Origin of the sequence: Pseudomonas sp. USHLN015 (assembly GCF_037153275.1) — a bacterium.
GTDB lineage: Bacteria > Pseudomonadota > Gammaproteobacteria > Pseudomonadales > Pseudomonadaceae > Metapseudomonas > Metapseudomonas tohonis.
This window is the reverse complement of record NZ_JBBCKP010000007.1, coordinates 351,737-375,126: the sequence shown is the minus strand read 5'-3', so window position 1 is coordinate 375,126 and position 23,390 is coordinate 351,737. Positions and strand designations below refer to the sequence as shown.

General features: G+C 67.7%; 21 protein-coding genes and 1 riboswitch. Of the genes, 6 read left to right on the top strand and 15 right to left on the bottom strand.

Annotated elements, in window-relative coordinates; all coding sequences use genetic code 11:
• The first annotated feature begins 3 nt into the window (after positions 1–3).
• Positions 4–543, top strand: coding sequence for a metal-dependent hydrolase (locus tag WFQ67_RS16765; protein WP_213626597.1), 540 nt, complete (start codon positions 4–6; stop codon positions 541–543).
• An 87-nt stretch (positions 544–630) separates the two neighbouring features.
• Here the strand turns inward: WFQ67_RS16765 and WFQ67_RS16760 are convergent, their stop codons facing one another.
• The 9 genes from WFQ67_RS16760 to WFQ67_RS16720 all read right to left on the bottom strand — a co-directional run bounded on the left by WFQ67_RS16760 (position 631) and on the right by WFQ67_RS16720 (position 9,858).
• Positions 631–1,335 carry a PqiC family protein gene (locus WFQ67_RS16760; protein ID WP_173171349.1) on the bottom strand — a complete coding sequence of 235 codons (705 nt, stop codon included), beginning with the start codon at positions 1,333–1,335 and terminating at the stop codon, positions 631–633.
• Positions 1,336–1,500: 165 nt separating this feature from the next.
• The gene (gene parC, locus WFQ67_RS16755) at positions 1,501–3,765 is read right to left on the bottom strand and encodes a DNA topoisomerase IV subunit A (RefSeq protein ID WP_213626599.1); all 2,265 of its coding nucleotides are present in this window, start codon (positions 3,763–3,765) and stop codon (positions 1,501–1,503) included.
• Between the two features lie 7 nt (positions 3,766–3,772).
• Positions 3,773–4,297, bottom strand: coding sequence for a retropepsin-like aspartic protease family protein (locus WFQ67_RS16750; protein ID WP_263151446.1), 525 nt, complete (start codon positions 4,295–4,297; stop codon positions 3,773–3,775).
• Positions 4,294–5,277 carry an esterase-like activity of phytase family protein gene (locus tag WFQ67_RS16745; protein WP_337057598.1) on the bottom strand — a complete coding sequence of 328 codons (984 nt, stop codon included), beginning with the start codon at positions 5,275–5,277 and terminating at the stop codon, positions 4,294–4,296. Before WFQ67_RS16745 ends, WFQ67_RS16750 begins: the two co-directional genes overlap by 4 nt.
• Complete coding sequence (gene parE / locus WFQ67_RS16740) at positions 5,274–7,172, bottom strand: DNA topoisomerase IV subunit B (RefSeq protein WP_111259866.1); 1,899 nt, start codon at positions 7,170–7,172, stop codon at positions 5,274–5,276. The genes WFQ67_RS16745 and parE overlap by 4 nt, the downstream gene beginning before the upstream one ends.
• 12 nt (positions 7,173–7,184) lie before the next feature.
• Entirely contained in the window at positions 7,185–7,802 is a 618-nt protein-coding gene (locus WFQ67_RS16735) for a YqiA/YcfP family alpha/beta fold hydrolase (RefSeq protein ID WP_337057597.1), read from the bottom strand.
• Positions 7,803–7,862: 60 nt separating this feature from the next.
• Positions 7,863–8,678: a 3',5'-cyclic-AMP phosphodiesterase gene (cpdA, locus tag WFQ67_RS16730; RefSeq protein WP_213626605.1), complete on the bottom strand. Its 816-nt coding sequence runs from the start codon at positions 8,676–8,678 to the stop codon at positions 7,863–7,865.
• Positions 8,679–8,797: 119 nt separating this feature from the next.
• Complete coding sequence (locus tag WFQ67_RS16725; protein WP_173171337.1) at positions 8,798–9,250, bottom strand: DUF1249 domain-containing protein; 453 nt, start codon at positions 9,248–9,250, stop codon at positions 8,798–8,800.
• A complete protein-coding gene (locus WFQ67_RS16720; RefSeq protein WP_337057596.1) occupies positions 9,241–9,858 on the bottom strand; it encodes an NUDIX domain-containing protein in 618 nt (205 codons plus the stop codon). Before WFQ67_RS16720 ends, WFQ67_RS16725 begins: the two co-directional genes overlap by 10 nt.
• A gap of 188 nt (positions 9,859–10,046) precedes the next feature.
• Here WFQ67_RS16720 and WFQ67_RS16715 point away from each other — a divergent pair, with 188 nt between their 5' ends.
• On the top strand, positions 10,047–10,781 hold the full coding sequence (locus WFQ67_RS16715; protein WP_337057595.1) for an RsiV family protein: 735 nt from the start codon (positions 10,047–10,049) through the stop codon (positions 10,779–10,781).
• Here the strand turns inward: WFQ67_RS16715 and cytX are convergent.
• Together cytX and thiC are read right to left on the bottom strand one after the other, a co-directional pair.
• Entirely contained in the window at positions 10,738–12,036 is a 1,299-nt protein-coding gene (cytX, locus tag WFQ67_RS16710; RefSeq protein ID WP_337057594.1) for a putative hydroxymethylpyrimidine transporter CytX, read from the bottom strand. The genes WFQ67_RS16715 and cytX overlap by 44 nt on opposite strands.
• Before the next feature lie 75 nt (positions 12,037–12,111).
• Positions 12,112–13,995, bottom strand: coding sequence for a phosphomethylpyrimidine synthase ThiC (gene thiC / locus WFQ67_RS16705; RefSeq protein WP_173171331.1), 1,884 nt, complete (start codon positions 13,993–13,995; stop codon positions 12,112–12,114).
• Positions 13,996–14,088: 93 nt separating this feature from the next.
• A riboswitch (TPP riboswitch) is annotated at positions 14,089–14,195 on the bottom strand.
• A gap of 218 nt (positions 14,196–14,413) precedes the next feature.
• Between thiC and WFQ67_RS16700 the strand changes: the two genes are divergently transcribed.
• The gene (locus WFQ67_RS16700) at positions 14,414–15,853 is read left to right on the top strand and encodes a TolC family outer membrane protein (RefSeq protein WP_213626611.1); all 1,440 of its coding nucleotides are present in this window, start codon (positions 14,414–14,416) and stop codon (positions 15,851–15,853) included.
• 151 nt (positions 15,854–16,004) lie between these two features.
• Here WFQ67_RS16700 and WFQ67_RS16695 read toward each other — a convergent pair whose 3' ends face one another.
• Both WFQ67_RS16695 and WFQ67_RS16690 read right to left on the bottom strand, forming a co-directional pair.
• On the bottom strand, positions 16,005–16,796 hold the full coding sequence (locus tag WFQ67_RS16695; RefSeq protein ID WP_213626613.1) for a class II aldolase/adducin family protein: 792 nt from the start codon (positions 16,794–16,796) through the stop codon (positions 16,005–16,007).
• Between the two features lie 79 nt (positions 16,797–16,875).
• Positions 16,876–17,937, bottom strand: a complete 1,062-nt coding sequence (locus tag WFQ67_RS16690) for an ABC transporter substrate-binding protein (protein WP_213626615.1) — start codon at positions 17,935–17,937, stop codon at positions 16,876–16,878.
• A gap of 154 nt (positions 17,938–18,091) precedes the next feature.
• Between WFQ67_RS16690 and WFQ67_RS16685 the strand changes: the two genes are divergently transcribed.
• Both WFQ67_RS16685 and WFQ67_RS16680 read left to right on the top strand, forming a co-directional pair.
• A complete protein-coding gene (locus WFQ67_RS16685; protein WP_213626617.1) occupies positions 18,092–20,041 on the top strand; it encodes an oxidoreductase in 1,950 nt (649 codons plus the stop codon).
• Positions 20,042–20,125: 84 nt separating this feature from the next.
• The gene (locus WFQ67_RS16680; RefSeq protein ID WP_173171319.1) at positions 20,126–20,722 is read left to right on the top strand and encodes a cupin domain-containing protein; all 597 of its coding nucleotides are present in this window, start codon (positions 20,126–20,128) and stop codon (positions 20,720–20,722) included.
• Between the two features lie 30 nt (positions 20,723–20,752).
• Here WFQ67_RS16680 and waaA read toward each other — a convergent pair whose 3' ends face one another.
• Together waaA and WFQ67_RS16670 are read right to left on the bottom strand one after the other, a co-directional pair.
• Complete coding sequence (gene waaA, locus WFQ67_RS16675) at positions 20,753–22,021, bottom strand: lipid IV(A) 3-deoxy-D-manno-octulosonic acid transferase (RefSeq protein ID WP_337057593.1); 1,269 nt, start codon at positions 22,019–22,021, stop codon at positions 20,753–20,755.
• Positions 22,022–22,054: 33 nt separating this feature from the next.
• Positions 22,055–22,939, bottom strand: a complete 885-nt coding sequence (locus WFQ67_RS16670) for a LysR family transcriptional regulator (protein ID WP_213626621.1) — start codon at positions 22,937–22,939, stop codon at positions 22,055–22,057.
• A gap of 86 nt (positions 22,940–23,025) precedes the next feature.
• On the opposite strand from WFQ67_RS16670, the gene WFQ67_RS16665 reads away from it, so the two are divergent.
• Complete coding sequence (locus WFQ67_RS16665) at positions 23,026–23,358, top strand: DMT family transporter (RefSeq protein WP_213626623.1); 333 nt, start codon at positions 23,026–23,028, stop codon at positions 23,356–23,358.
• Positions 23,359–23,390: the final 32 nt, after the last annotated feature.

Below are 23,390 nucleotides of genomic sequence, written 5' to 3'. Positions count from 1 at the left end.
GCCATGACCACCCTCATCACCCATCCCCTGCCCGTCCTCGCGGTGGGCATCGCCCTGGGCAGCCGCGTCATCCCACCATGGCTGCTGCTGGCGGGGCTGTTCTTCGCCTGCCTGCCCGACGCCGATGTCGCCGCCTTCAAGCTCGGCATCGCCTACGCCGACGCCTTCGGCCACCGGGGCTTCAGCCATTCACTGCTGTTCGCCGCCTGCTGCGGCCTGTTCGGCGCCCTGGTCCATCCGCTGCTGCGCTGCGGCCCCCTGAAGGCGGGCCTGTTCATCGGCCTCGCTACCCTCAGCCACAGCCTGCTCGACGCCATGACCGATGGCGGCCTGGGCGTGGCCTGGTTCTGGCCCTGGGACATGCAGCGTCATTTCCTGCCCTGGCGCCCCATCGAGGTGTCCCCCTTCATTGGCGGCTTCTTCACCCAGCGCGGCATCGACGTGCTGCTCTCCGAAGCCCGCTGGGTCGGCCTGCCCTGCCTGCTGCTGGCACTCGGCGGCCTCAGCGTACGTCGCCTGCTCGCCAGGCGCGCGGCCACCTGAAGCGTCGCCACCCGCGCATCCGAAGGCGAATCGCGATACCAATGAAAAAGCCCGCATCAAGCGGGCTTTTTCGTCGATCGGCAGCGATCAGAAGCGGAACACTTCCACATCGGTACGCACCGGGGCGGCCAACGGGATCTTCGGAGGCGTCGGTCCGCGCGAGCGCGCCGGGGCGGCATTGGCCTTGCGCGGTTCCTCGGCGGCTGCCGTGGGCTGGCCGGCGAGCGGCTTGACCGCACCCGCCAGTTGCTCGGCCAGTTGCTGGAGCAGCTGGCTCTGGGCGCGGACCTGGTCGGCCGCAGTGCCGCTGTGGGGTTGTTCCAGGCGTACCAGGCGGCTGTCACGCAGCTGACCGGCCTTGTCCAGCAGGCGCCACTGGGCCTCCAGCACGGCAGGCCGCTGGGGGCCGGAGTCGAGGCGGCTGATGGTCAGCAGGACCTGGATCTCGGGGGTGAAGCCGGGGGTGGACGGCGCCAGCACCAGGCGCTGGCTGTCCAGGCGCCAGGACAATTGGCGCAGCAGCAGTTGATCGATATCGCCCGCCAGGCTGCCGGCCCAGCGGCCATCGGTGGAAGCCGTCAGGCTGCCGTCGGGCTGGCGCTGCAGCAGGGTTTCGCGCTGCAGGTAGTCGGCAACCGAAACCGGCCCCAGCAGGACGGCCATGCCGGCGGACTGGTCCGGCAGTTCGGCGGTGCCGCTATCGAGCTGGTACATGGGTACCGGTGCATTGTGAACGCAGCCACCCAGGCCCAGAAGGCTGGTGAACAGCGCCAACAAAGGAAGACGTTTCATCTCTCTCACCCAGGGCCGCCACACGGCAACCCGCAGTCGGATTCATTGATGTTCGGAGCGTTCGCCACAACCGCGCGCGGCCCGAGGGGACATATCATCCGCCAATGTGATGGATGACTCCAGCCTCGGGCGTCGAATGGCAACCAACGGGCGGCGAACGCCGATTCAGCCCTGGACTTCGACCAGCAGCGCGTCGACGCGCTGGAAACCGCGCGGCAGCTTGTTGCCACGTCGGCCCCGTTCGCCCTTGTAGTGCTCCAGGTCGTCGGCCTTGAGCGACAGGGTGCGCTTGCCGGCCTGGAGCACCAGGGTGGCACCGGCCGGCAACACGGCCAGGTCCGCCAGGTACTCCTCGCGGCTGGCGACGCGGTCGCCGGGGATGCCGATGATCTTGTTGCCCTTGCCCTTGGCCAGTTGCGGCAGGTCGGCCACCTTGAACAGCAGCAGTCGCCCTTCGGTGGTAACCGCCGCCAGCCAGTCCTCCTCCAGGCTCGACAGCGGCCTTGGCGGCACGACACGGGCGCCATTGGGCAGGCTGACCAGGGCCTTGCCGGCCTTGTTCTTGGCCTGCAGGTCCTCGCCCTTGACCACGAAACCGTAGCCGGCGTCCGAGGCGATCACATAGAGCGCATCGTCCTCGGGCAGCAGCACGCATTCGAAGGTCGCTCCCGGCGGCGGGGCCAGGCGGCCGGTCAGCGGCTCGCCCTGGCCACGGGCCGATGGCAGCGTGTGCGTCGCCAGCGAATAGCTGCGACCGGTGGAGTCGATGAACACGGCGTACTGGTTGGAACGGCCGGGCGCGGCGGCCTTGAACTCGTCGCCGGCCTTGTAGGAAAGGCTGGTGGCATCGATATCGTGGCCCTTGGCGGAACGCACCCAGCCCTTCTCCGACAGCACCACCGTGACCTTCTCGTTCGGCAGCAGGTCGTGTTCGGTCAGCGCCTTGGCCTCGGCACGCTCGACGATCGGCGAGCGGCGGTCGTCGCCGTATTTCTCGGCGTCCTCGAGGATTTCCTTGCGCACCAGCTTCTTCAGCTTGGCTTCGCTGCCCAGCAGCGCCAGCAGCTTCTCGCGCTCCTTGGCCAGCTCTTCCTGCTCGCCACGGATCTGCATCTCTTCCAGGCGGGCCAACTGGCGCAGGCGGGTCTCGAGGATGTACTCGGCCTGGACCTCGGTGAGGCCGAAGCGCTCCATCAGCACCGGTTTGGGCTGGTCCTCGGTGCGGATGATGCGGATCACCTCGTCGAGGTTGAGGAAGGCGATCAGCCGGCCTTCCAACAGGTGCAGGCGGTGCTCGACCTTGTCCAGGCGGAACTGCAGGCGGCGGCGCACGGTGCCGACGCGGAAGGTCAGCCACTCGGTGAGCAGGGTGCGCAGGTCCTTGACCTGGGGCTTGCCGTCCAGGCCGATGATGTTGATGTTCACCCGGTAGGTGGACTCGAGGTCGGTGCTGGCGAACAGGTGCTGCATCAGCGCCGCGTGGTCGACGCGGCTGCTGGTCGGGATGATCACGATGCGGCAGGGGTTCTCGTGGTCCGACTCGTCGCGCAGGTCGGCGATCTGCGGCGCCTTGGAAGGCTTGGCCTGCATCATCGCGGCGATCTGCTCCAGCACCTTGGCGCCGGAGACCTGGTGCGGCAGCGCGGTGACGACGATGTCGCCATCCTCGACGTGGTACACGGCGCGCATGCGCACCGAGCCACGGCCGGTCTCGTAGATCTTCAGCAGGTCGGCGCGCGGCGTGATGATCTCCGCCTCGGTCGGATAGTCCGGCCCCGGGATGTGCTCGCAGAGCTGCTCGACGGTCGCCTTGGGCTCGTCGAGCAGGCGCACGCAGGCGTTGGCGACCTCACGCAGGTTGTGCGGCGGCACGTCGGTGGCCATGCCCACGGCGATGCCGGTGGTGCCGTTGAGCAGGATGTTCGGCAGGCGCGCCGGCAGCACCAGCGGCTCTTCCAGGGTGCCGTCGAAGTTCGGGCCCCAGTCCGCGGTGCCCTGGCCCAGCTCGCTGAGCAGCACCTCGGAGTAGCGCGACAGGCGCGCCTCGGTGTAGCGCATGGCGGCGAAGGACTTGGGATCGTCCGGCGCGCCCCAGTTGCCCTGGCCGTCCACCAGCGTATAGCGGTAGCTGAAGGGCTGGGCCATCAGCACCATGGCTTCGTAGCACGCCGAGTCGCCATGGGGGTGGAACTTGCCGAGCACGTCGCCCACGGTGCGCGCGGACTTCTTGTGCTTGGAGTCGGCGTCCAGGCCGAGCTCGCTCATGGCGTAGACGATGCGCCGCTGCACGGGCTTGAGGCCGTCGCCGATATGCGGCAGGGCGCGGTCCATGATCACGTACATGGAATAGTTGAGATAGGCCTGTTCGGTGAACTCGGCGAGGGAGCGGCGCTCCACGCCTTCCAGGCTGAGATCGAGGGATTCGCTCATGCGTGCCTCACGGTGACATGTGTTGGCGCAGCACCAGGGTGCCGTCGCGCTGGGTGAATTCGAGTTGTTTGAGGGCGCTCATGCCGAGCAGCACCTCGTCGCCATCCATGCCGGGCGCGATGATCGCGGGCACGTCGGCGAGGACGATCTCCCCCAGCTGCAGCTCGCGCAGCCGGGTGCGATGGCCATTGCTGCGGCCATTAGCGGTACTCAAGGTAATGGGCTCGCCCGGTACCAGGCCCAGTTCGTCGGCCAGGGCATCGGGAACGGCCACGGCGGTGGCGCCGGTGTCCAGCAGGAAGGTCACCTGGCGGCCATCGATGCGCCCGTTCATCAGGTAGTGCCCCTGCCGGCTGCTGGCCAGGCGCACCTCCACGTAGCCGTCGCCGCGCCGGGATTCCGGCACCTGGTTGGGGTTGCGCTGGCCGTCCTCCCAGCGACCGAAGAAGTGCGTGGCCAGGAGCATGGCGATGCCCCAGGCGAGGATCAGCATGACCCTGCCCGCGCGCTTGCCCGGCGCCTGCTCGCTCATGGCTGCTCCCAGCCGCCGCTCGGTTTGGCGAAGCGCCAGACGATCGGTCGCAGCTCGCCATCGGCCCGGGCCTTGTTGCCGTTGTCGAGCACGATCCAGGCACCCTCGGCATCGACCCAGAGGCCTTCGGCCATGCCCCAGTCGACGTCGTAGCGACGCGGCTCGGCCAATGCCTCGGCGGCGAAGGACCAGCAACGCTCGACGCTGCCCTTGCTCGGGTCGCGACGGCAGATGCGGTGGGCATGACGCTCCAGGGTGTACAGCTTGCCGTTGTGGAAGGCCAGGTCGGAGAAATCCCTGGACATCGGCACGCCACGACCCAGGCCGGGCGGCGGGGCATCCTCGCCGGCTTCGCTGAAGAGCACGCAGCCGCCGGAGCAGCCCCAGGTGGACTGCTTGCGGTGCAGCACCATCAGGCCGCGCCGTTCGCGCTCGGCGCCGAGCCACAGGCGTTCGCCGGAGGGCTCGACGGCGATGCCTTCCAGCAGGGCGTTGAAGTGCAGCAGCATGCCGCTGGCGCGGGCCTGGCGGACCAGGCTCTCCGGCAGGCGCAACCAGTCGGCGCTGCCGGCGTGCGGTACCTGCAGCACCGCCGCATGGGTTTCGCTCACCAGGTAGCGGTTGCCGGCGGCGTCGCAGGTGATGCCTTCGAAGTCCAGTTCGTTGCCGCGCACCATGCTCATCGCCCAGTTGCGCACACGAACGCCCCACGGCAGGCCGCTGGGTGGCGGTGGCGGGGCAACGAAGCGCTCGGCCTCGGCCTTGAGCACGCCTTCCGACGGCACCAGGCGGAACAGGCGGTCATCGACCCGGTCGGAGACCACCAGCAGCTCCTTGCCACAGAGGGCGATGCCGGAGAGGTTGCCCTCGGCGACGCCGTCCACCGGGTACTCGGCGCCGAGCTTGAGTTCCTCGACCGGCGGGGCGGCCCACAGAGGCGAGGCGGTCAGCAGCAGGGCGAGAAGGACGCTCGCCCTCACACCAGGACCTCGGCCAGGTTGCCCTTGGACTCCAGCCAGGACTTGCGGTCGCCGGCGCGTTTCTTCGCCAGCAGCATGTCCATCATCTCGTGGGTGCCTTCGCCATCTTCCAGGGTCAGCTGCACCAGGCGCCGGGTGTTCGGGTCCATGGTGGTTTCGCGCAGTTGCAGCGGGTTCATCTCACCCAGGCCCTTGAAGCGGGTGACCTGCGGCTTGCCGCGCTTCTTCTCGGCCGCCAGGCGATCGAGGATGCCATCGCGCTCGGCGTCGTCGAGGGCGTAGTAGATCTCCTTGCCCAGGTCGATGCGGTACAGCGGCGGCATCGCAACGTAGACATGCCCGGCTTCCACCAGCGGGCGGAAGTGACGGACGAACAACGCGCACAGCAGGGTGGCGATGTGCAGGCCGTCGGAGTCGGCGTCGGCGAGGATGCAGATCTTGCCGTAGCGCAGTTGCGCCACGTCGGGGGTGCCCGGGTCGACGCCGATGGCGACGGCGATGTCGTGCACTTCCTGGCTGGCGAGCACTTCGCCGCCGTCCACTTCCCAGGTGTTCAGGATCTTCCCGCGCAGCGGCATGATCGCCTGGAACTCCTTGTCACGCGCCTGCTTGGCCGAACCGCCGGCGGAGTCACCCTCCACCAGGAACAGCTCGGAACGCATCGGGTCCTGACCCGCGCAGTCGGCCAGCTTGCCGGGCAGCGCCGGGCCCTGGGTGATCTTCTTGCGCTCGACCTTCTTGCCCGCCTTGAGGCGGCGGCCGGCGTTGCTGATGGCCAGCTCGGCCAGTTGCAGGCCCATGTCGGGGTGCGCGTTGAGCCAGAGGCTGAAGGCGTCCTTGGCGACGCCGGCGACGAAGGCGGCCGCCTCGCGGGAGGACAGGCGCTCCTTGGTCTGCCCGGAGAACTGCGGGTCCTGCATCTTCATCGAGAGGACGAAGGCGATGCGTTCCCAGACGTCTTCCGGAGCCAGCTTGACGCCACGGGGCAGCAGGTTGCGGAACTCGCAGAACTCGCGCATCGCATCCAGCAGGCCCTGGCGCAGGCCGTTGACGTGGGTGCCGCCCTGGGCGGTGGGGATCAGGTTGACGTAGCTTTCCTGCAGGGACTCGCCGCCCTCGGGCAGCCACAGCAGGGCCCAGTCGACGGCCTCCTTGTTGCCGGCCAGGCTGCCGACGAAGGGCTCGTCCGGCAGGCGCTGGAACTCGCTGACCGCGTCCACCAGGTAGGAACGCAGGCCATCCTCGTAGTGCCACTCGATGCGCTCGCCGCTGGCCTTGTCCTCGAAGCTGACCAGCAGCCCCGGGCAGAGCACGGCCTTGGCCTTGAGCACATGCTTGAGCCGACTGACGGAGAACTTGTGCGAGTCGAAGTACTTGGCGTCGGGCCAGAAATGCACGCTGGTGCCGGTGTTGCGCTTGCCGACGGTGCCGATCACTTCCAGGTCGCTGGACTTGAAGCCATCGGCGAAGGTCATGCGGTATTCGTTGCCATCGCGCTTGACGCGCACCTCGACCAGAGTCGAGAGGGCGTTCACCACCGAGATGCCCACGCCGTGCAGGCCGCCGGAGAACTGGTAGTTCTTGTTGGAGAACTTGCCGCCCGCGTGCAGCTTGGTGAGGATCAGCTCGACGCCGGGCACCCCCTCTTCGGGGTGGATGTCCACCGGCATGCCGCGGCCGTCGTCGATCACCTCCAGCGAATTGTCCTCGTGGAGGATCACCTGCACGCTCTTGGCATGGCCGGCCAGGGCTTCGTCGACGCTGTTGTCGATGACTTCCTGGGCCAGGTGGTTGGGCCGGCTGGTGTCGGTGTACATGCCCGGGCGCTTGCGCACCGGGTCGAGGCCGGAAAGGACTTCGATGGCGTCTGCGTTGTAAGCGTTCTGCTGGGCCATGGGGTCTCTTCGTCAAAGGGTGGAAAAGTCGATATCCTGCCACAGGCTGGCGGGAAAACCGGCGTACGCCAGCAGGGCCGGCAGGTGGGCAGGGAAATGCTGGAAACCATGGTCGCCACCGGCCTCGATGCGCAGGGCGCAGGCACGGTAGTAGCGCTCGGCGTGGCGGTAATCCAGGGTTTCATCGGCCGTCTGCAGCCAGACCTGGTAGCGGGCCGGGTCCTGCGGGGGCGGAACCTCCAGCTCGGCCAGGGCATCCACGTGCGCCTGCGTCAGCTCCCAGGTCTCGCCGCTGTAGTAGTTCTTCTGCGCTCCCAGTTGGCCGTCGAACAACCGGTGCGGGGCCACCGCAGGGTTGATCAGTACGGCCCTGAGCCCGTGCCGCTCGGCCAGGAGGGTCGCATAGTAGCCGCCCAGTGAGCTGCCGACCAGCACCGGCCGCCCCAGCTCGGCGAGGGCCGCTTCGAGCTGGGCGATAGCCTCACGCGGGTGGTGGTGCAGCGCCGGGACGAGCAGTCGCCCGGCCAGGCCCAGGCGCTGCATGAGCGCGGCGAGCTGGCGCGCCTTCTGCGATTCGGGCGAGCTGTTGAAGCCGTGGATATAGAGAAGGGAGGGCTGTTCGGTCGACACGCGGCATCCTGGCAAGTCTGGCGGGCAAGCTGTACTTCTTGCCGTGCCGCAACGCGAAGGTCAATAACCTTTGACGCTGTAATCCACTTCGAAGTCGATACCGGTGACCCGCGATACGCCGGTTTCCAGCGCGCCATCGGCTTGCAGGCGCAGCCAGCGGTAACCCGGCGCCTCGGTGTCGACCTGGAACTCCTCGCTGCCCGGCGCGAACTGCACGCAGGTGGAGGGCGAGGCCAGCAGGCGCACGCCATTGCGCATCTGGTCGAACTCCTGGTGCACATGGCCCCAGAGCACGGCGCGCACCTGGGGGAAACGGTCCAGCACGGTGAACAGGGCGTCCGGGTTGCGCACGCCGATGGGGTCCATCCAGCGGCAGCCGATCGGGACCGGATGATGGTGGAAGCTGATCAGCACGTGCTTGTCCGACGCCTCGCTCACCGCCTGCTCCAGCAGCGCCAGCTGTTCCGGCGGAAGGTGGCCGGGAACGGCGCCACCGATGGTGGAGTCCAGCAACACCACGCGCCAGGCGGGGAAATCGATGATCGGGTCGAGCAGCCCGGTGCCGGCACAGACCTGCTCCATCACCTGGACTTCGTCGTGGTTGCCCGGGAACCAGCGGCTCTCGGCGGGGATCACCGCGCAGAGGTCGCGGAAGCGCTCGTAGGACTCGACGCTGCCATCCTGGGACAGGTCCCCGGTGGCCAGCACCAGGTCGATATGCGGCTGCTCTTCCAGCACCCGCTCGATCACCCGCTGCAGGCTGTCGGCCGTGTTCATGCCCAGGAGTCGTCCGTCCTCTTCGGCAAATAGATGACTATCGGACAGCTGCACCAGCAGCACCGATGAATCAAAGGCGAGAGTGGACGCGCTCGACAAGGCGGTCTCCTTGGGCGGAATGAGATGAATTATGGTGGTTCAGGCGTGAAACGGTAAACCCGAGAAGCGGGACTGGATCACATTCGCGAGCGCCAGGAAATCGGCAGGAAGCGGATTTTCTAGAGCACGGGCTCCAGTTCGTGGCCACAGGCCAGGCAATGGCTCAGCCATTCGCCGAGGAAGACATTGAGCTGGCTCTTCTCGTCGGGCTGGTGCATGTCGGCGTTCGGATAGGGGTAGAAGCTGCGCAGCCGCCGTGCATTCTCGGCCCCGACCACCTCGGCCATGCGCGCATCGTGGTAGACGCGCACCTCCAGCTGCGGCGAGGGCAGCCAGGGCAGGCTGAGCTCCTGGCGCACCTTCAACGTGGTGGTGTACGGGCAGGCTTCGACCACGTCCAGCGCCAGCACGCCCACCAGGCGCTCGCCCTGGCTCAAGGCCACGCGGCGCGAGGACTGGACCTCGCGCATCTGCGGCAGCAATCGCATCAGCCGGGCGTAGTTCGCCTCGCAGGCCGCTTGCAGCCCGACGAGGTCCACCCGGTAGCGATCGCGCAACAGATTCACGTCCACATCCCCCGTACTTCATCCCGGTTCAGTGCCAGCCATTGCAGGGCGATGATGGCGGCGGCGTTGATGATGCGGCCGTCACGCAACGCAGCCAGCGCATCGGCGAAGGACAGCACGTGGACGCGGATGTCCTCGCCCTCCTCGGCCAGCCCGTGCACCCCACCGGCGCCGCCGCTGTCGCAACGTCCGACGTACAGGTGCACGTATTCGTCCGATCCCCCTGGAGAAGGATAATAGGCGGTGATCGGCCACAGCGACGTCAGCGTCAGGTCGGCCTCCTCGACGGCCTCACGGCGCGCCACCTCGTCCGGCTCCTCGTCCTTGTCGATCAGCCCGGCCACCAGCTCCAGCATCCAGGGGTTGGCGCTCTTGTGCATGGCACCGACGCGGAACTGCTCGATCAGCACCACCTGGTCGCGTTGCGGATCGTAGGGCAGCACGCACACGGCATCATGGCGCACGAACAGCTCGCGGCTGAGCGTCGGCCCCATCTCCCCGGAGAACTGGCGATGACGCAGGTGCAGGCGATCCAGGCGGTAGAAGCCACGGAAGCACTCCTCGCGCTCGATGATCTCGACCGCGTCCGGCCCGGGTTTGAAGGTATCTATCATCTACGCCTCACTCGATCTGATGGTCCCGCGTTTCGCGCATCCTACTCTGGCGATTCGCCTCGCGCAGCCTCTTTGCAGATGGATTTGCGGCTGGGATCATGCGCTTCTGCGAGCGAACTCGAACCGCCACCGGCAGTCGAAGCACGCAATCCATAACGACTCCCCACCCGATGACGAATTCAATCCCGATGCACAAGAAACTGCTCCTCCTCGGCTGCGCCCTCCTCCTCGGCGCCTGCCAGGCGCTTACGCCCGGCGACAAGGGCCTGGCCGTCAAGCGCGATGCCTGGGAACACCTCAAGCCCGGCTGCCAGGGCGATAGCTGCCCGTTGGTGAACATCGACGTCATCAGTTTTCCCGACCATCCGCAGCTCAGCGAACGGGTGACCCAGCGCCTGCTGCGCATGACCGCCGACGCACCGGACGCGCCGTTGCCGGCCTCGCTGCAGTCCTACGAGAAGGACTTCCTGCAGCGCGCCGAGCCCGGCTGGGCCAGCTACCTGCAGGCCAAGGTACGCGAGCAACGTGACCAATTGACCATCATCGAACTGTCCAGCTACCTGGCCACCGGCGGTGCCCACGGCATGCCCGGGCGCGGGCTGATCAACTACGACCGCACGCAGGACAAGGTGCTGACACTGCGCGACATGCTCATCCCCGGCCAGGAAGCCGAGTTCTGGAAGCTCGCCGAGCAGGCCCACCAGCGCTGGCTGGCCGCCAACAAGCTGGACCAGGACCCGGAGTACGCAAGCACCTGGCCCTTCCAGCGCACCGAGCACATCGCCCTCGGCCGTGGCGCGCTGCTGCTCAAGTACGACGTCTACAGCATCGCGCCCTACGCCGGCGGCCACCCCGAGCTGACCATCCCCTATCCGCAGCTCAACGGGATACTGAAGCCCCAATACTTCCCCGGCCGCGGCTGAGGGACCCCAGCAGCACCTGCAACCCGCCGGCCAGCAGCAGCGCCGGCAGGGTGGCGCCCACCTCGGGCATGAAGTTCGCCAGCAGGTGGTACACCGCGACGCCACAGAACCAGGCGGCCAGCGTGTCCCAGCGCAGTGCGCGGCGCGGCGCCAGCTCCTCGCGGCGGCGGCGCAGGACGAAGTGGTCCACCAGCACCACGCCGAACAGCGGTGCGAACACCGAGCCGATCAGCAGCAGGAAGTTCTGGTACTCGGCCAGCGGCGCGAACCAGGCGATCAGCGTGCACAGGGCGCCGATGGCCAGGGCCAGGCGCTCCACCTTCACCGACACCAGGATGCCGCTGGAAACCGCCGCCGAGTGGATGTCGGCGAAGGCGTTCTCCGACTCGTCCAGCAGGATCAGCAGCAGCGGGATACCGAGCCCGGCACCGGCCAGTGCCAGCAGCAATGCGTTGACCTCACCGCTCGGCGCGAAGGCCAGGGTGTAGGCGACGCCCAGGCTCATCAGCCAGAAATTGCCGAGGAAGAAACCCACCGCGGTGCCGCCGAACACGCTGCGCGCACGCTTGCCGAAGCGCGAGTAGTCGGCGATCAGCGGCAGCCAGGACAGCGGCATGGCGATGGCGATGTCGAAGCCCAGGGCGAAGGGCAGCGAGCCGTCGCCGTCACGGGCCCAGATCGCGCCCAGGTCGGCCTTGTCGAACAGGTTCCAGGTCAGCCAGATGCAGGCGCCCAGCAGCAGCCAGATGCCCCACTTGCGCAGCACGCGGCGCACGAAGGTGAGCGGGCCGGTCACCGCCAGCAGGGTCGCCAGCGCGCCGAAGAACAGGGTCCACAGCGCCGGCGAGGCCAGCGTGCTGCCTTCGCCCCAGGCACGGGTGGCCAGCAGGCTCGCGGCGTCACGCATGACGATGATCTCGAACGCGCCCCAGCCCACCAGTTGCAGGAGGTTGAGCAGCGCCGGCAGCACGGCGCCGCGCCGGCCCAGGGCCAGGCCGAGGGTGCCCATGGCCGAGAGGCCGGTGTCGCTGCCGATCACCGCCGCGGCGCCGAGCAGCAGCACGCCGACGGCGGTGCCGCAGGCGATGGCCGCCAGCGACCCGGCCAGGCCGAGCCCGGGCGCCAGCAGCGCACCGAGCTGCAGCACCATCAGGCCGACGCCGAGGGAGAACCAGAGGGAGAAGAGGTCGCGCGCGCCGAAAACGCGCTGGCCGGCGGGAACCGGCAGGGACGGCGAGTAGCTGGGGGTGGTCACGCTAAAGGCCCTGGAGAGTGGACGAAGAAGGCCCGGCGCAGTGCGCCGGGCCCGTGGGTGCAGCCGCGAGGCCGGTCAGACCTGCTTGTAGATCACCGAGCCTTCGTCCTTGAAGCGCGCCGCCTGCTCCTGGAAGCCGGCCTCGATGGCCTGGCTCTCCTCGGAGAGGCCGTTTTCCTTGGCGTAGTCGCGCACCTCCTGGGTGATCTTCATGGAGCAGAACTTCGGCCCGCACATGGAACAGAAGTGCGCCACCTTGGCCGAGTCCTTCGGCAGGGTCTCGTCGTGGAAGGCGCGGGCGGTGTCGGGGTCGAGGCCGAGGTTGAACTGGTCCTCCCAACGGAATTCGAAACGCGCCTTGGACAGGGCGTTGTCGCGGATCTGCGCCCCCGGGTGGCCCTTGGCAAGGTCGGCGGCGTGGGCGGCGATCTTGTAGGTGATGATCCCGGTCTTCACGTCATCCTTGTTCGGCAGGCCCAGGTGCTCCTTGGGCGTGACGTAGCAGAGCATGGCGCAGCCGAACCAGCCGATCATGGCGGCGCCGATGCCGCTGGTGATGTGGTCGTAGCCGGGGGCGATGTCGGTGGTCAGCGGGCCCAGGGTGTAGAACGGTGCCTCGTCGCAGCACTCCAGCTGCTTGTCCATGTTCTCCTTGATCAACTGCATGGGCACGTGGCCCGGGCCTTCGATCATGCACTGCACGTCGTGCTTCCAGGCGATCTTGGTCAGCTCGCCGAGGGTCTCCAGTTCACCGAACTGCGCAGCGTCGTTGGCGTCGGCGATGGAGCCCGGACGCAGGCCATCGCCCAGCGAGAAGCTGACGTCATAGGCCTTCATGATTTCGCAGATTTCCTCGAAGTGGGTGTAGAGGAAGTTCTCCTGGTGATGCGCCAGGCACCACTTGGCCATGATCGAACCGCCGCGGGAGACGATGCCGGTGACGCGCTTGGCGGTCAGCGGCACGTAGCGCAGCAGTACGCCGGCATGGATGGTGAAGTAGTCGACGCCCTGCTCGGCCTGCTCGATCAGCGTGTCGCGGAACAGCTCCCAGGTCAGGTTCTCGGCGATGCCGCCGACCTTCTCCAGCGCCTGGTAGATCGGCACGGTGCCGATGGGCACCGGCGAGTTGCGGATTATCCACTCGCGGGTCTCGTGGATGTGCTTGCCGGTGGACAGGTCCATCACCGTGTCCGAGCCCCAGCGGATGCCCCAGGTCAGCTTGGCCACCTCTTCCTCGATGGAGGAGCCCAGGGCCGAGTTGCCGATGTTGCCGTTGATCTTCACCAGGAAGTTGCGGCCGATGATCATCGGCTCCAGCTCGGTGTGGTTGATGTTGGCGGGGATGATGGCGCGGCCGCGGGCGATCTCGTCACGCACGAACTCGGGGGTGATCACCGCGGGGATGCTGGCGCCGAAGCTGTGCCCGGCGTGCTGCTCCTTGAGCAGGCCGGCGGCGCGCGCCTCGGCCAGCTTCATGTTCTCGCGGATGGCGACGAACTCCATCTCCGGGGTGATGATCCCCTGGCGGGCGTAGTGCATCTGGCTGACGTTGCGCCCGGGCTTGGCCCGGCGCGGGTTGCGCACGTGGGCGAAGCGCATGGCGGTCAGCTCGGGGTTGGCCAGGCGCTCCTGGCCGAAACTGGAGGACAGGCCGGCGAGCAGCTCGGTGTCGCCGCGGTCCTCGATCCACTGCGAGCGGATGTCGGCCAGGCCCTTGCGCACGTCGATGGTGACGCTCGGGTCGGTGTAGGGGCCGGAGGTGTCGTAGACCATCACCGGCGCGTTGATCTCGCCGCCGAAGGCGGTGGGGGTCACGTCCAGGCTGATCTCGCGCATCGGCACGCGGATGTCCGGGCGCGAGCCCTGCACGTAGACCTTCTGGGAACGGGGGAAAGGCTGGATGGATTGCTGATCGACCTGGGCGCTTTCGCTCAGGTTCGCTTGTTGTTTTGCAGTCATCGGCTAGCTCCTGGGTGATGTCGGAGCGAACCTGAGGGGCAGAGTGCACCGGGACCGGTGCCGAGAGGAGCCTCCCAGGAATGCCGCAAGGCGCGGGAGGCGCATCTTGTTCCCTACGCAGGCCTTAACCTGATCAGGTTCAACGGGATCCGGAACTTTCCGATCTCAGCCTCCGATTCGAGGCACCCCGACAAGAACGCGGCCAGTCTAAACAAGCCCCTTCCACAAAACCAACCCCAAGGTCAGAAATAAATGACCAGCCCGTCCGAAACCGACGCCCGGACCGCGTCATGCATTCATTGTTCCCGGCAAGCAACATAACGTGTTGCAAACTACACTGACCCCGCCATGGGCCCGTCTTGACCGCGTATCACGGCAGCCGTAGCCTTGCCCGACTTCACTGAATCTAGGATTGATCATGCTGCGCAGACTCTCACTGGCTGTTGCCGTGGCCTCCGCTTTCGCGGGTAGTGCCTGGGCAGCAGAGGCCCCGCTGTCAGCCAAGACGGATCTCGTGACCGTCTACAAGGACGCCGTAGACAACAACGCCGATCTCGCCGCCGCGCGCGCCAACTTCGAGGCCGTGCGCGAGGCCGTGCCCCAGGCCCGTTCCGGCCTGCTGCCGCAGATCAACGGCGGCGCCACCGCCAACGACACCCGCACCAAGCTCGACGAGCCGTCGGCCACCAGCTCCCGCAGCGGCATCGCCTACCAGGCCAGCCTGAGCCAGCCGATCTTCCGCGCCGACCGCTGGTTCCAGCTGCAGGCTGCCGAGGCCAGCACCGAGCAGGCCTCCCTGGAATTCTCCGCGACCCAGCAGAACCTGATCCTGCAGACCGCCGAAGGCTATTTCGCGGTACTCCGTGCCCAGGACAACCTGGCCTCCACCAAGGCCGAGGAAGCGGCATTCAAGCGCCAGCTCGACCAGGCCAACGAGCGCTTCGATGTCGGTCTCTCCGACAAGACCGATGTGCTGGAAGCCCAGGCCGGCTTCGACACCGCCCGCGCCAACCGCATCATCGCCGAGCGCAACGTTGATGACGCCTTCCAGGCACTGATCACCCTGACCAACCGCGAATACACCTCCATCGAAGGCATCCAGCACACCCTGCCGGTGGTCGTGCCCGCGCCGAACGACGCCAAGGCCTGGGTCGACACCGCCGCCCAGCAGAACCTCAACCTGCAGGCCAGCAACTACGCCGTCGACGCCGCCGAAGAAACCCTGCGCCAGCGCAAGGCCGGCCACGCGCCGACGCTGGACGCCGTCGCCCAGTACCAGAAGGGCGACAACGATAGCCTCGGCTTCAGCAATACCGGCGCAAGCCCCGTACGCTACGGTAGCGACGTCGAGCAGCGCACCATCGGCCTGCAGCTCAACATCCCGATCTACAGCGGCGGCCTGACCAGCTCCCAGGTGCGCGAGTCCTACCAGCGCCTCAACCAGACCGAGCAGCAGCGTGAAAGCCTGCGTCGCCAGGTGGTGCAGAACACCCGCAACTACCACCGTGCGGTGAACACCGACGTGGAGCAGGTGAAGGCTCGCAAGCAGTCGATCATCTCCAACCAGAGCGCCCTGGAAGCCACCGAGATCGGCTACCAGGTCGGTACCCGCAACATCGTCGACGTGCTCGATGCCCAGCGCCAGCTGTACAGCTCGGTGCGCGACTACAACAACGCGCGCTACGACTACATCCTCGACAACCTGCGCCTGAAGCAGGCGGCCGGCACCCTGAGCCCGTCGGATCTGGAAGCCCTCGCCAGCTTCCTCAAGTCCGACTACGACCCGGACAAGGACTTCCTGCCCCCGGACCTGGCCAAGGCTGCGGAAGCCAGCCTGAAGAACAAGAGCAACTACTGAGTAGTGCTCGCGACATGAAAAAGCCCGGCTCTTGCCGGGCTTTTTCATGCCTTTACAGGCGCATGCAGGGCGGGTGAAACCCGCCGAATGACGACGGAACGAGGGCACTGCGGGTTGCACTCGACCTACGGCTCACCCGTGCCGCATGCATTCAGTCCCGATAATCCGGCGCCACGCGCTGCAACAACCTCAATAGCGCCTGCCAGGCCAGGTCCATCGCATCCGGGTCGGTCAGTTCACCCTCCGCCACCGGCCGTGCGGGCTCGTTGAACTGGCGCTGGGTGTGCTCGCAGACCTCGTGGGGCGGCAGCAGCAGTTCGCCACCGGCCTGGGCCGCCACCTGGATGTCGCAGGCCTTCTCCAGGTAGTACATGCGCAGGAAGGCCTGGGCCGGCGTCTCACCGACCGTGAGCAGGCCGTGGTTGCGCAGGATCATCACCGGCTTGTCGCCCAGGTCCGCCACCAGGCGCTTCTGTTCGTCGAGGTTGAGCGCCACGCCCTCGTAGTCGTGGTAGGCGACGCGGCCGTAGAACTCCATGGATATCTGGTTCACCGGCAACAGCCCGGCCGGTTGTGCGGCCACCGCGCAACCGGCGCGGGTGTGGGTGTGCAGCACGCACCAGGCATCCTCGCGAGCGGCATGGATGGCACTGTGTATGACGAATCCTGCCGGGTTGACCTTGTAGCGGGTGGGCTCCACCGGCCGCCCCAGCAGGTCGATCTTCACCAGGTCGCTGGCGCGGATCTCGTCGAACATCAGCCCATAGGGATTGATCAGGAAATGGTGCTCCGGCCCCGGCAACCGCGCCGAGATGTGGGTGAAGATCAGGTCGGTCATGCGGAAATGGGCGATGAGCCTGTAGCAGGCTGCCAGCTCCTGGCGCAGGGCGCGCTCCTCTGGGGTGCAGGACGAAGGCGGAAGCGGGGCGTGCAGGGGCGTCATGGCGATCTCCGTGGGAACTGGCGCAGGTTCGGCCGCCAGCGATGGCGGCCGCGGGAATGCAGGCAAGTATCGCGCCGACCTAGCGCACCGCCCAGGCATTGAAACGCTCTTCGAGTTCCTCGCCGTGATCGACCCAGAACTCCACATCCATCGGCAGGCTCGCCGCCAGGGCCTGCGGGGTCGCCGGTATCCAGCGGGCCTGCTCCGCGTCCAGCGCGGCGGCGGCATCCCGGTTGGTCGGCCCGTAGGGAATGCGCTGGATGTACGCCAGCTGGGGCTCCTTGCGATTGGCGAAGGCGATCAGTCGCTCGGCCCGCTGCGCATGCCGGGAGCCCTTGATGATCGCCCAGTAGTCCATGCCGTAGAGGCTGCCCGGCAGGACCAGATCGAGGTTGCGTCCTGCCCGGTGAGCCGCCGCCACGCGTCCCGAGTAGGACGAGGTCATCACCACATCACCCGCTGCCAGCCACTGGGCGGGCTGGGCGCCGGCCTCCCACCACTGGATCTGCGACTTGATCTGGTCGAGCTTGGCGAAGGCCCGGTCGACGCCACCCGGGCTGGCCAGCACCTTGTAGACCTCCCCCACCGGCACGCCGTCGGCCAGCAGGGCGAACTCCAGGTTGTAGACCGCACGCTTGCGCAGCCCGCGCTTGCCGGGGAATTTCTCAAGGTCCCAGAAATCGGCCCAGGAGGTCGGTGGGGATTGCAGCCGGTCGGCGTCATAGGCCAGGGCGACACCCCACACCAGCGCGGCGGAACCACACTCCTGGGCGGCATCGTCGACCAGCCGGTCGCGCCCGCCGATACGCTGCCAGTCCAGGCGCTCGAACAGACCGCTCTCACAGCCCCGCACCAGGTCAGGCCCTTCGATCTGCACCAGGTCCCAGTCGACGTGGCCGGTATCGGCCATCACGCGGATGCGCGCCATCTCGCCGTTGTATTCGCTCTGGATGATCGGCTTGCCGTCCTCGGCCGCGAAGGGTTTGAAGAAAGCCTCGTCCTGGGCCTTCTGGCCATCACCGCCATAGCCGACCACCACCATGTCGGGGGCACCCTGAGCCACGAGGGCGGGCGCCAGCAGGGCGATGAGGAGGAAAAGGCGAGGCAGGCCGGTCGAGTGACGCGGAGAATCGTAGCGCATGGTGTTTCTCCCATTGTTCTTGTTGTACGGGGATGGCCCGTCGAGGGGCAGGGATCACGCTAGATGCGCATCAGTAAAAAAACAAGTTGATTTTTTACCATGGATAAACAAGTAATGAATTCATAAGAACTCCAGCAACCCTGCGAGGATTGCCATGCACGCCTTCCCCCACCTGTTCGAGCCCCTGCAGATCCGTGGCAAGCGCCTGAAGAACCGCATCATGTCCAGCGGGCACGACACCAGCCTGCCCACCGACAACCGGGTCAACGATGCCCTGATCGCCTACCAGCGCGCCCGCGCCGAGGGTGGCGTGGGCCTGATCGTGCTGCAGGTGGCGGGCGTTCATGACAGTGCCCGCTACACCTCGCACGTGCTGATGGCCACCGAGGACGCCTGCATCGCGGGCTATCGCGAACTGGCCGAAGCCTGCCATGCCCACGGCACCCTCGTGCTGTCGCAGCTGTTCCACCCGGGGCGCGAGATCATGGAGACCGCCAGCGGCCTGCTGGCGGTGGCCTACGCCCCTTCCGTCTCCCCGAACGAGCGCTTCCGCGTCATGCCCCGTGCGCTCGACCAGGGGATGATCGACGAGATAGTCGCAGGCTACGGCGCCGCCACCCGCCGCCTGCGCCAGGCCGGCCTGGACGGGGTGGAAGTGGTGGCCAGCCATGGCTACCTGCCCGCGCAGTTCCTCAACCCCCGGGTCAACCGCCGCGAGGACGGCTACAACGGCGACCTCGAGGCACGCCTGCGCTTTCTTCGCGAGATCCTCGCGGCAGTGCGCCTGGCCGGGGGCGAGGACTTCATCGTCGGCCTGCGCATCTCCGCCGACGAGCGCGACCCCCAGGGCCTCGGCGAAGACGAGACACTGCAGGCAGTGCTCGCCCTGGAGCCCGAACTGGACTACGTGCACCTGGTGGCCGGCACCTCCGCCTCCTTCGGCGGCGCCGTGCACATCGTCCCGCCCATGGCGGTGGAGCCGGCCTACCTGGCACCGACCGCCGGCGGGTTCAAGGCGCGCCTGGGCATCCCGCTGTTCGTCACCGGGCGCATCAACCAGCCCCAGGAGGCGGAACGGATCATCGCCAGCGGCCAGGCCGACGTCTGCGGCATGACCCGGGCACTGATCTGCGACCCACTGATGCCGGAGAAGAGCGCCAGCGGCCGGGTCGACGACGTGCGCGCCTGCATCGCCTGCAACCAGGCCTGCATCGGCCACTTCCACAAGGGCTACCCCATCTCCTGCATCCAGCACCCGGAAACGGGGCGCGAGCTGCGCTACGGCCAGCCAACCATCACCAGCCGGGCACAGCGGATCATGGTGGTCGGCGGCGGCCCGGCGGGCATGAAGGCCGCTGCAGTCGCCGCGCAACGGGGCCATCAGGTGACCCTCTACGAAGCGAGCGCGCAGCTCGGCGGCCAGGTGCTGCTGGCGCAACTGCTGCCCCGGCGCAGCGAGTTCGGCGGCGCGGCCACCAACCTGCAGCGGGAGATGGAGCTGGCGGGCGTGAAGGTGGTGCGCAACACCCGCGTCGACCGCGCGCTCGTGGAGCGCGAGCGGCCGGACCAGGTGATCATCGCCACCGGCGCACGGCCCTACTGGCCGGATATCGAGCGCGGCGGTGAACTGCAGGTGGTGGATGCCTGGCAGGTGCTGAAAGGTGAGGTGCAGGTCGGCCGCTCGGTGCTGGTGGCCGACTGGCGTTGCGACTGGATCGGCCCCGGCATCGCCGAGCGACTGACCCGCCTGGGCCACTCGGTGAGGCTGGCGGTGAATGGCACCCATTGCGGCGAAAGCCTGCCGCTCTACGTGCGCGACCAGATGGCCGGGGAACTGCACCGCCTCGGTATTCCGATCACCCCCTACGCGCGCCTCTACGGCCACGACGACAGCACGGTGTACATGCTGCACGCGGCCAGCGGCGAGCCGCTGCTGTTCGAGGATGTCGACACCCTGGTGCTGTGCCAGGGCCACCAGCCGCTGGACGAGCTGGGCGCGACGCTTGAAGGCCTGGTGCCCTTCCAGCGCATCGGCGACTGCCTGGCCGCGCGCACGGTGGAAGAGGCGATATTCGAGGGGCTGCAGGCGGCCTGGGAAATCTAGGGCGCGAGGGGGCACGCCGCTGCTTTACAATGCCGCGTTCGCGCGGGGCCAGCCCTCCGCCCAGCCCCAAGGACCGGAGGGATCATGAGCCCCAGCCTGCCGCCGCCCGGCACCGCCAATGCGCCCGAGAGCCAGTTCCTCGGCACGCGCATCCGCGCCTTGCGCAAACGTCGCGACATGACCCTCGCCGAGCTGGCCGAACAGAGTTCGCTGACCGCCGGCTACATCAGCCAGCTGGAACGCAACCTGGCCTACCCTTCGATCCCCGCGCTGTTCAACATCGCCCGCAGCCTGGGCGTCACCATCCAGTGGTTCTTCGCCAGCGAAGCGCCCACGGCAGAAGCGGACAAGGGCTACGTGGTGCGCAAGAACAGCCGCATGAGCGTGCACTACGATGACGGCATCATCGACGAGCTGCTCAGCCCGCAGCCGAGTCGCTCGCTGGAGATCCTCCATTCAAGATTCCCTCCCGGCACCTACAGCGAAGAGAGCTACAGCCACGAAGGCGAGGAAGCCGGCTACGTCCTCAGTGGCGAATTCGAGCTCTGGGTCGGTGAGCGGCATTTCCGGCTGGCCGAAGGCGACAGCTTCTCCTTCTCCAGCCAGGAACCCCACCGCTACGGCAACCCTGGCGACAGGGACACGCTGATCATCTGGATCATCACCCCGCCCACGTTCTGACCCCCTCCGGGCGATCGCCAGAGCCCCGAGTCACCCCAGCTCGCGCGCGAGCCCGGCGAGCAACCGCTCCAGGGCTCCCTGATTGGCCTCGAGCACGGCGAGCCCGGCATCGCGCATGCGGGCGGCAGTGGCGCTGTCGTGCCAGAGGCCGGCGACGGCGCCGCGCAACGCGCAGGCGTCGGCCACTTCGACCAGCGCACCGTTGTCGCGCAACTGCGCGGCGATATCGAGGAAGTTGAACAGGTGCGGGCCGCTCAGCACCGGCTTGCCCAGCGCGGCCGGTTCCAGCAGGTTGTGCCCACCGTTGGGCACCAGGCTGCCGCCGACGAAGGCGATGTCGGCCAGGGCGAAGAGGAACAGCAGCTCGCCCATGGTGTCCCCCACCAGCACCGAGTCGCTGGCCGTCACCGCCTCGCCGCTGGAGCGGCGCACGGCGGCGAAGCCCTCGCGGCGGCACAGCTCGAACACTGGGCTGAAGCGCTCCGGATGGCGCGGCACCAGGATCAGCAACGCGTCGGGGCGCTCGGCCAGCAACTGGCGGTGAGCCGCGAGGACGATCTCGTCTTCGCCCGCGTGGGTGCTGGCGGCGATCCAGACCGGGCGCTGCATCGCGCCCCACTGCTCACGCAGGGCGGCAGCACGGACGGGCAGCTCCGGGTCGATGCGCAGGTCGAACTTGATCGAGCCGGTCACCGTCACCGCCTCGGGGCGGGCGCCCAGGTTGCGGAAGCGCTCGGCCTCGGCCTCGGTCTGCACGGCCAGCCAGCTCAGCTCGGCAAGCATGGGCGCGGTCAGCTTGTGGAAGCGCGCGTAACCCCGTGCCGAACGCTCGGACAGCCGCGCATTGGCCAGCACCACCGGCACGCCGCGCACGTGGCACTGGTGGATGTGGTTGGGCCACAGCTCGGTTTCCATGATCACCGCGAGCTTCGGTTTCAGCAGGCGCTGGAAGCGCGCTGCCGCCCAGGGCAGGTCATAGGGCAGGTAGCAGTGCTGCACCTGGTCGCCGAACATCGCGCGTATGCGTTCGGACCCAGTGGGCGTCATGCAGGTGACGGTGATCGGCAGCATCGGGTGGCGCTCGCGCAGGGCACGGATCATCGGCGCGGCGGCGATGCTCTCGCCCACGGATACGGCATGCACCCAGATGCCGCCCGGCCGCAGCGGCGGCAAGCCGAAGGCGAAGCGCTCGGCGATGCGCCGTGCATAGGCCGGAGCGCGCCAGGCGCGCCAGGCCAGGCGCAGGGCGATGAGGGGCAGGCCGAGGTGGAACAGCAAGGTATAGAGGGTGCGATTCATGGGCGCGGAGCTTATCAGAGCGACGGCCCGGGATCAGCCGATCGCCTTGAGGTGCTCGGCGAAGCAGTCGGCCAGCCACAGCGCCGCCGGGCCCAGCGCCTCGTCGCGGCGGCAGACCAGCTCCACCACCAAGGGCGGCGGCGTCCAGTCGCTGCTCAGCTCCACCAGTTGGTTCTGGTAGGTCGGGTACTGCACTACATGGCGCGGCAACCAGGCCCAGCCCAGGTTGCGCATCAGCAGCTCGGCCATGGTGTAGAAACTGTCGGTGCGCCAGATCGAGGGGCTGATCTGCTCGCCGCCGGGGTAGCGGCTGTCCTGCGGCGCCATCAGCAACTGGCGGTGGCGGGCCAGCTCGCGACGGTCGACATGCGCCACACCCGACAGGGGATGGCCTACGCCGCAGACGGTGACCATCTCGATGGTGCCCAGGCGCTGGCGCTCCAGCGCCTCGGGCATCTGCTCGTGGTGGAACAGCAGGCCCAGGTCGGCGCGGCGCTCCAGCAGCTTGCGCGCCACGTCACCCTGGGCGCCGCTGGCCAGTTGCACTTCCAGCAGGGGGAACGCCTTGGCCAAGGCCTCCAGGCTGTCGAGCACCGGCTGGTAGGGCATGGCCTCGTCCTGGGCCAGGCGCAGGCGCACCTCTTCACCCCGCACCAGCCCGAGCGCGCGCCCCTCCAGGCGCTGGCACTGGCGCAACACCTCGCGGGCCTCCTCCAGAAGGGTGCCGCCGGCTGCGGTCAGGCGCGGCTGGCGGCCGCTGCTGCGCTCGAAAAGCGTCACCCCGAGATCGGCCTCCAGCATGGCGATGGAACTGCTGACCGCCGACTGCGCCCGGTTGAGCCGACGTGCCGCCGAGGAGAACGACTGGCCTTCGGCGACGCTGACGAATAGGCGGATCTGCTCAAGGTTCCACTGCATGACCTATCTCCACTACAGATGGGTAATCACTTTATCCCATCATTGCGACGGCTAGAATCGGCAGCCGGAAAACCCAGGAGGCCACCATGACCGGCTATCTCTACCTCGCTATCGCCATCACCGCCGAAGTGATCGCCACCACCTCGATGAAGGCCCTCGACGGCTTCAGCAAACCCCTTCCGCTGCTCCTTGTGGTGGTCGGCTACGGCATCTCCTTCTGGATGCTCAGCCTGGTGGTCAAGAGCATCCCGGTCGGTATCGCCTATGCGATCTGGGCGGGCCTGGGCATCGTCCTGGTGAGCATCGCCGCGGTCTTCCTCTACCAGCAGAAGCTGGACATCCCGGCCATGCTCGGCATGGGCCTGATCGTCTCGGGCGTCATGGTGATCCAGCTGTTCTCCAGCAGCACCGGCCACTGATCCACGTCAGCCCCGCCTCACCGCGCGCGTTA

Excerpts from the sequence above, each read along its gene's own strand:
- WFQ67_RS16765 (WP_213626597.1), top strand. The coding sequence starts at position 4 with ATGACCACCCTCATCACCCATCCCCTGCCCGTCCTCGCGGTGGGCATC.
- WFQ67_RS16760 (WP_173171349.1), bottom strand. The coding sequence starts at position 1,335 with ATGAAACGTCTTCCTTTGTTGGCGCTGTTCACCAGCCTTCTGGGCCTG.
- parC (WP_213626599.1), bottom strand. The coding sequence starts at position 3,765 with ATGAGCGAATCCCTCGATCTCAGCCTGGAAGGCGTGGAGCGCCGCTCC.
- WFQ67_RS16750 (WP_263151446.1), bottom strand. The coding sequence starts at position 4,297 with ATGAGCGAGCAGGCGCCGGGCAAGCGCGCGGGCAGGGTCATGCTGATC.
- parE (WP_111259866.1), bottom strand. The coding sequence starts at position 7,172 with ATGGCCCAGCAGAACGCTTACAACGCAGACGCCATCGAAGTCCTTTCC.
- WFQ67_RS16720 (WP_337057596.1), bottom strand. The coding sequence starts at position 9,858 with ATGATAGATACCTTCAAACCCGGGCCGGACGCGGTCGAGATCATCGAG.
- WFQ67_RS16715 (WP_337057595.1), top strand. The coding sequence starts at position 10,047 with ATGCACAAGAAACTGCTCCTCCTCGGCTGCGCCCTCCTCCTCGGCGCC.
- thiC (WP_173171331.1), bottom strand. The coding sequence starts at position 13,995 with ATGACTGCAAAACAACAAGCGAACCTGAGCGAAAGCGCCCAGGTCGAT.
- WFQ67_RS16700 (WP_213626611.1), top strand. The coding sequence starts at position 14,414 with ATGCTGCGCAGACTCTCACTGGCTGTTGCCGTGGCCTCCGCTTTCGCG.
- WFQ67_RS16695 (WP_213626613.1), bottom strand. The coding sequence starts at position 16,796 with ATGACGCCCCTGCACGCCCCGCTTCCGCCTTCGTCCTGCACCCCAGAG.
- WFQ67_RS16690 (WP_213626615.1), bottom strand. The coding sequence starts at position 17,937 with ATGCGCTACGATTCTCCGCGTCACTCGACCGGCCTGCCTCGCCTTTTC.
- WFQ67_RS16685 (WP_213626617.1), top strand. The coding sequence starts at position 18,092 with ATGCACGCCTTCCCCCACCTGTTCGAGCCCCTGCAGATCCGTGGCAAG.
- WFQ67_RS16680 (WP_173171319.1), top strand. The coding sequence starts at position 20,126 with ATGAGCCCCAGCCTGCCGCCGCCCGGCACCGCCAATGCGCCCGAGAGC.
- waaA (WP_337057593.1), bottom strand. The coding sequence starts at position 22,021 with ATGAATCGCACCCTCTATACCTTGCTGTTCCACCTCGGCCTGCCCCTC.
- WFQ67_RS16670 (WP_213626621.1), bottom strand. The coding sequence starts at position 22,939 with ATGCAGTGGAACCTTGAGCAGATCCGCCTATTCGTCAGCGTCGCCGAA.
- WFQ67_RS16665 (WP_213626623.1), top strand. The coding sequence starts at position 23,026 with ATGACCGGCTATCTCTACCTCGCTATCGCCATCACCGCCGAAGTGATC.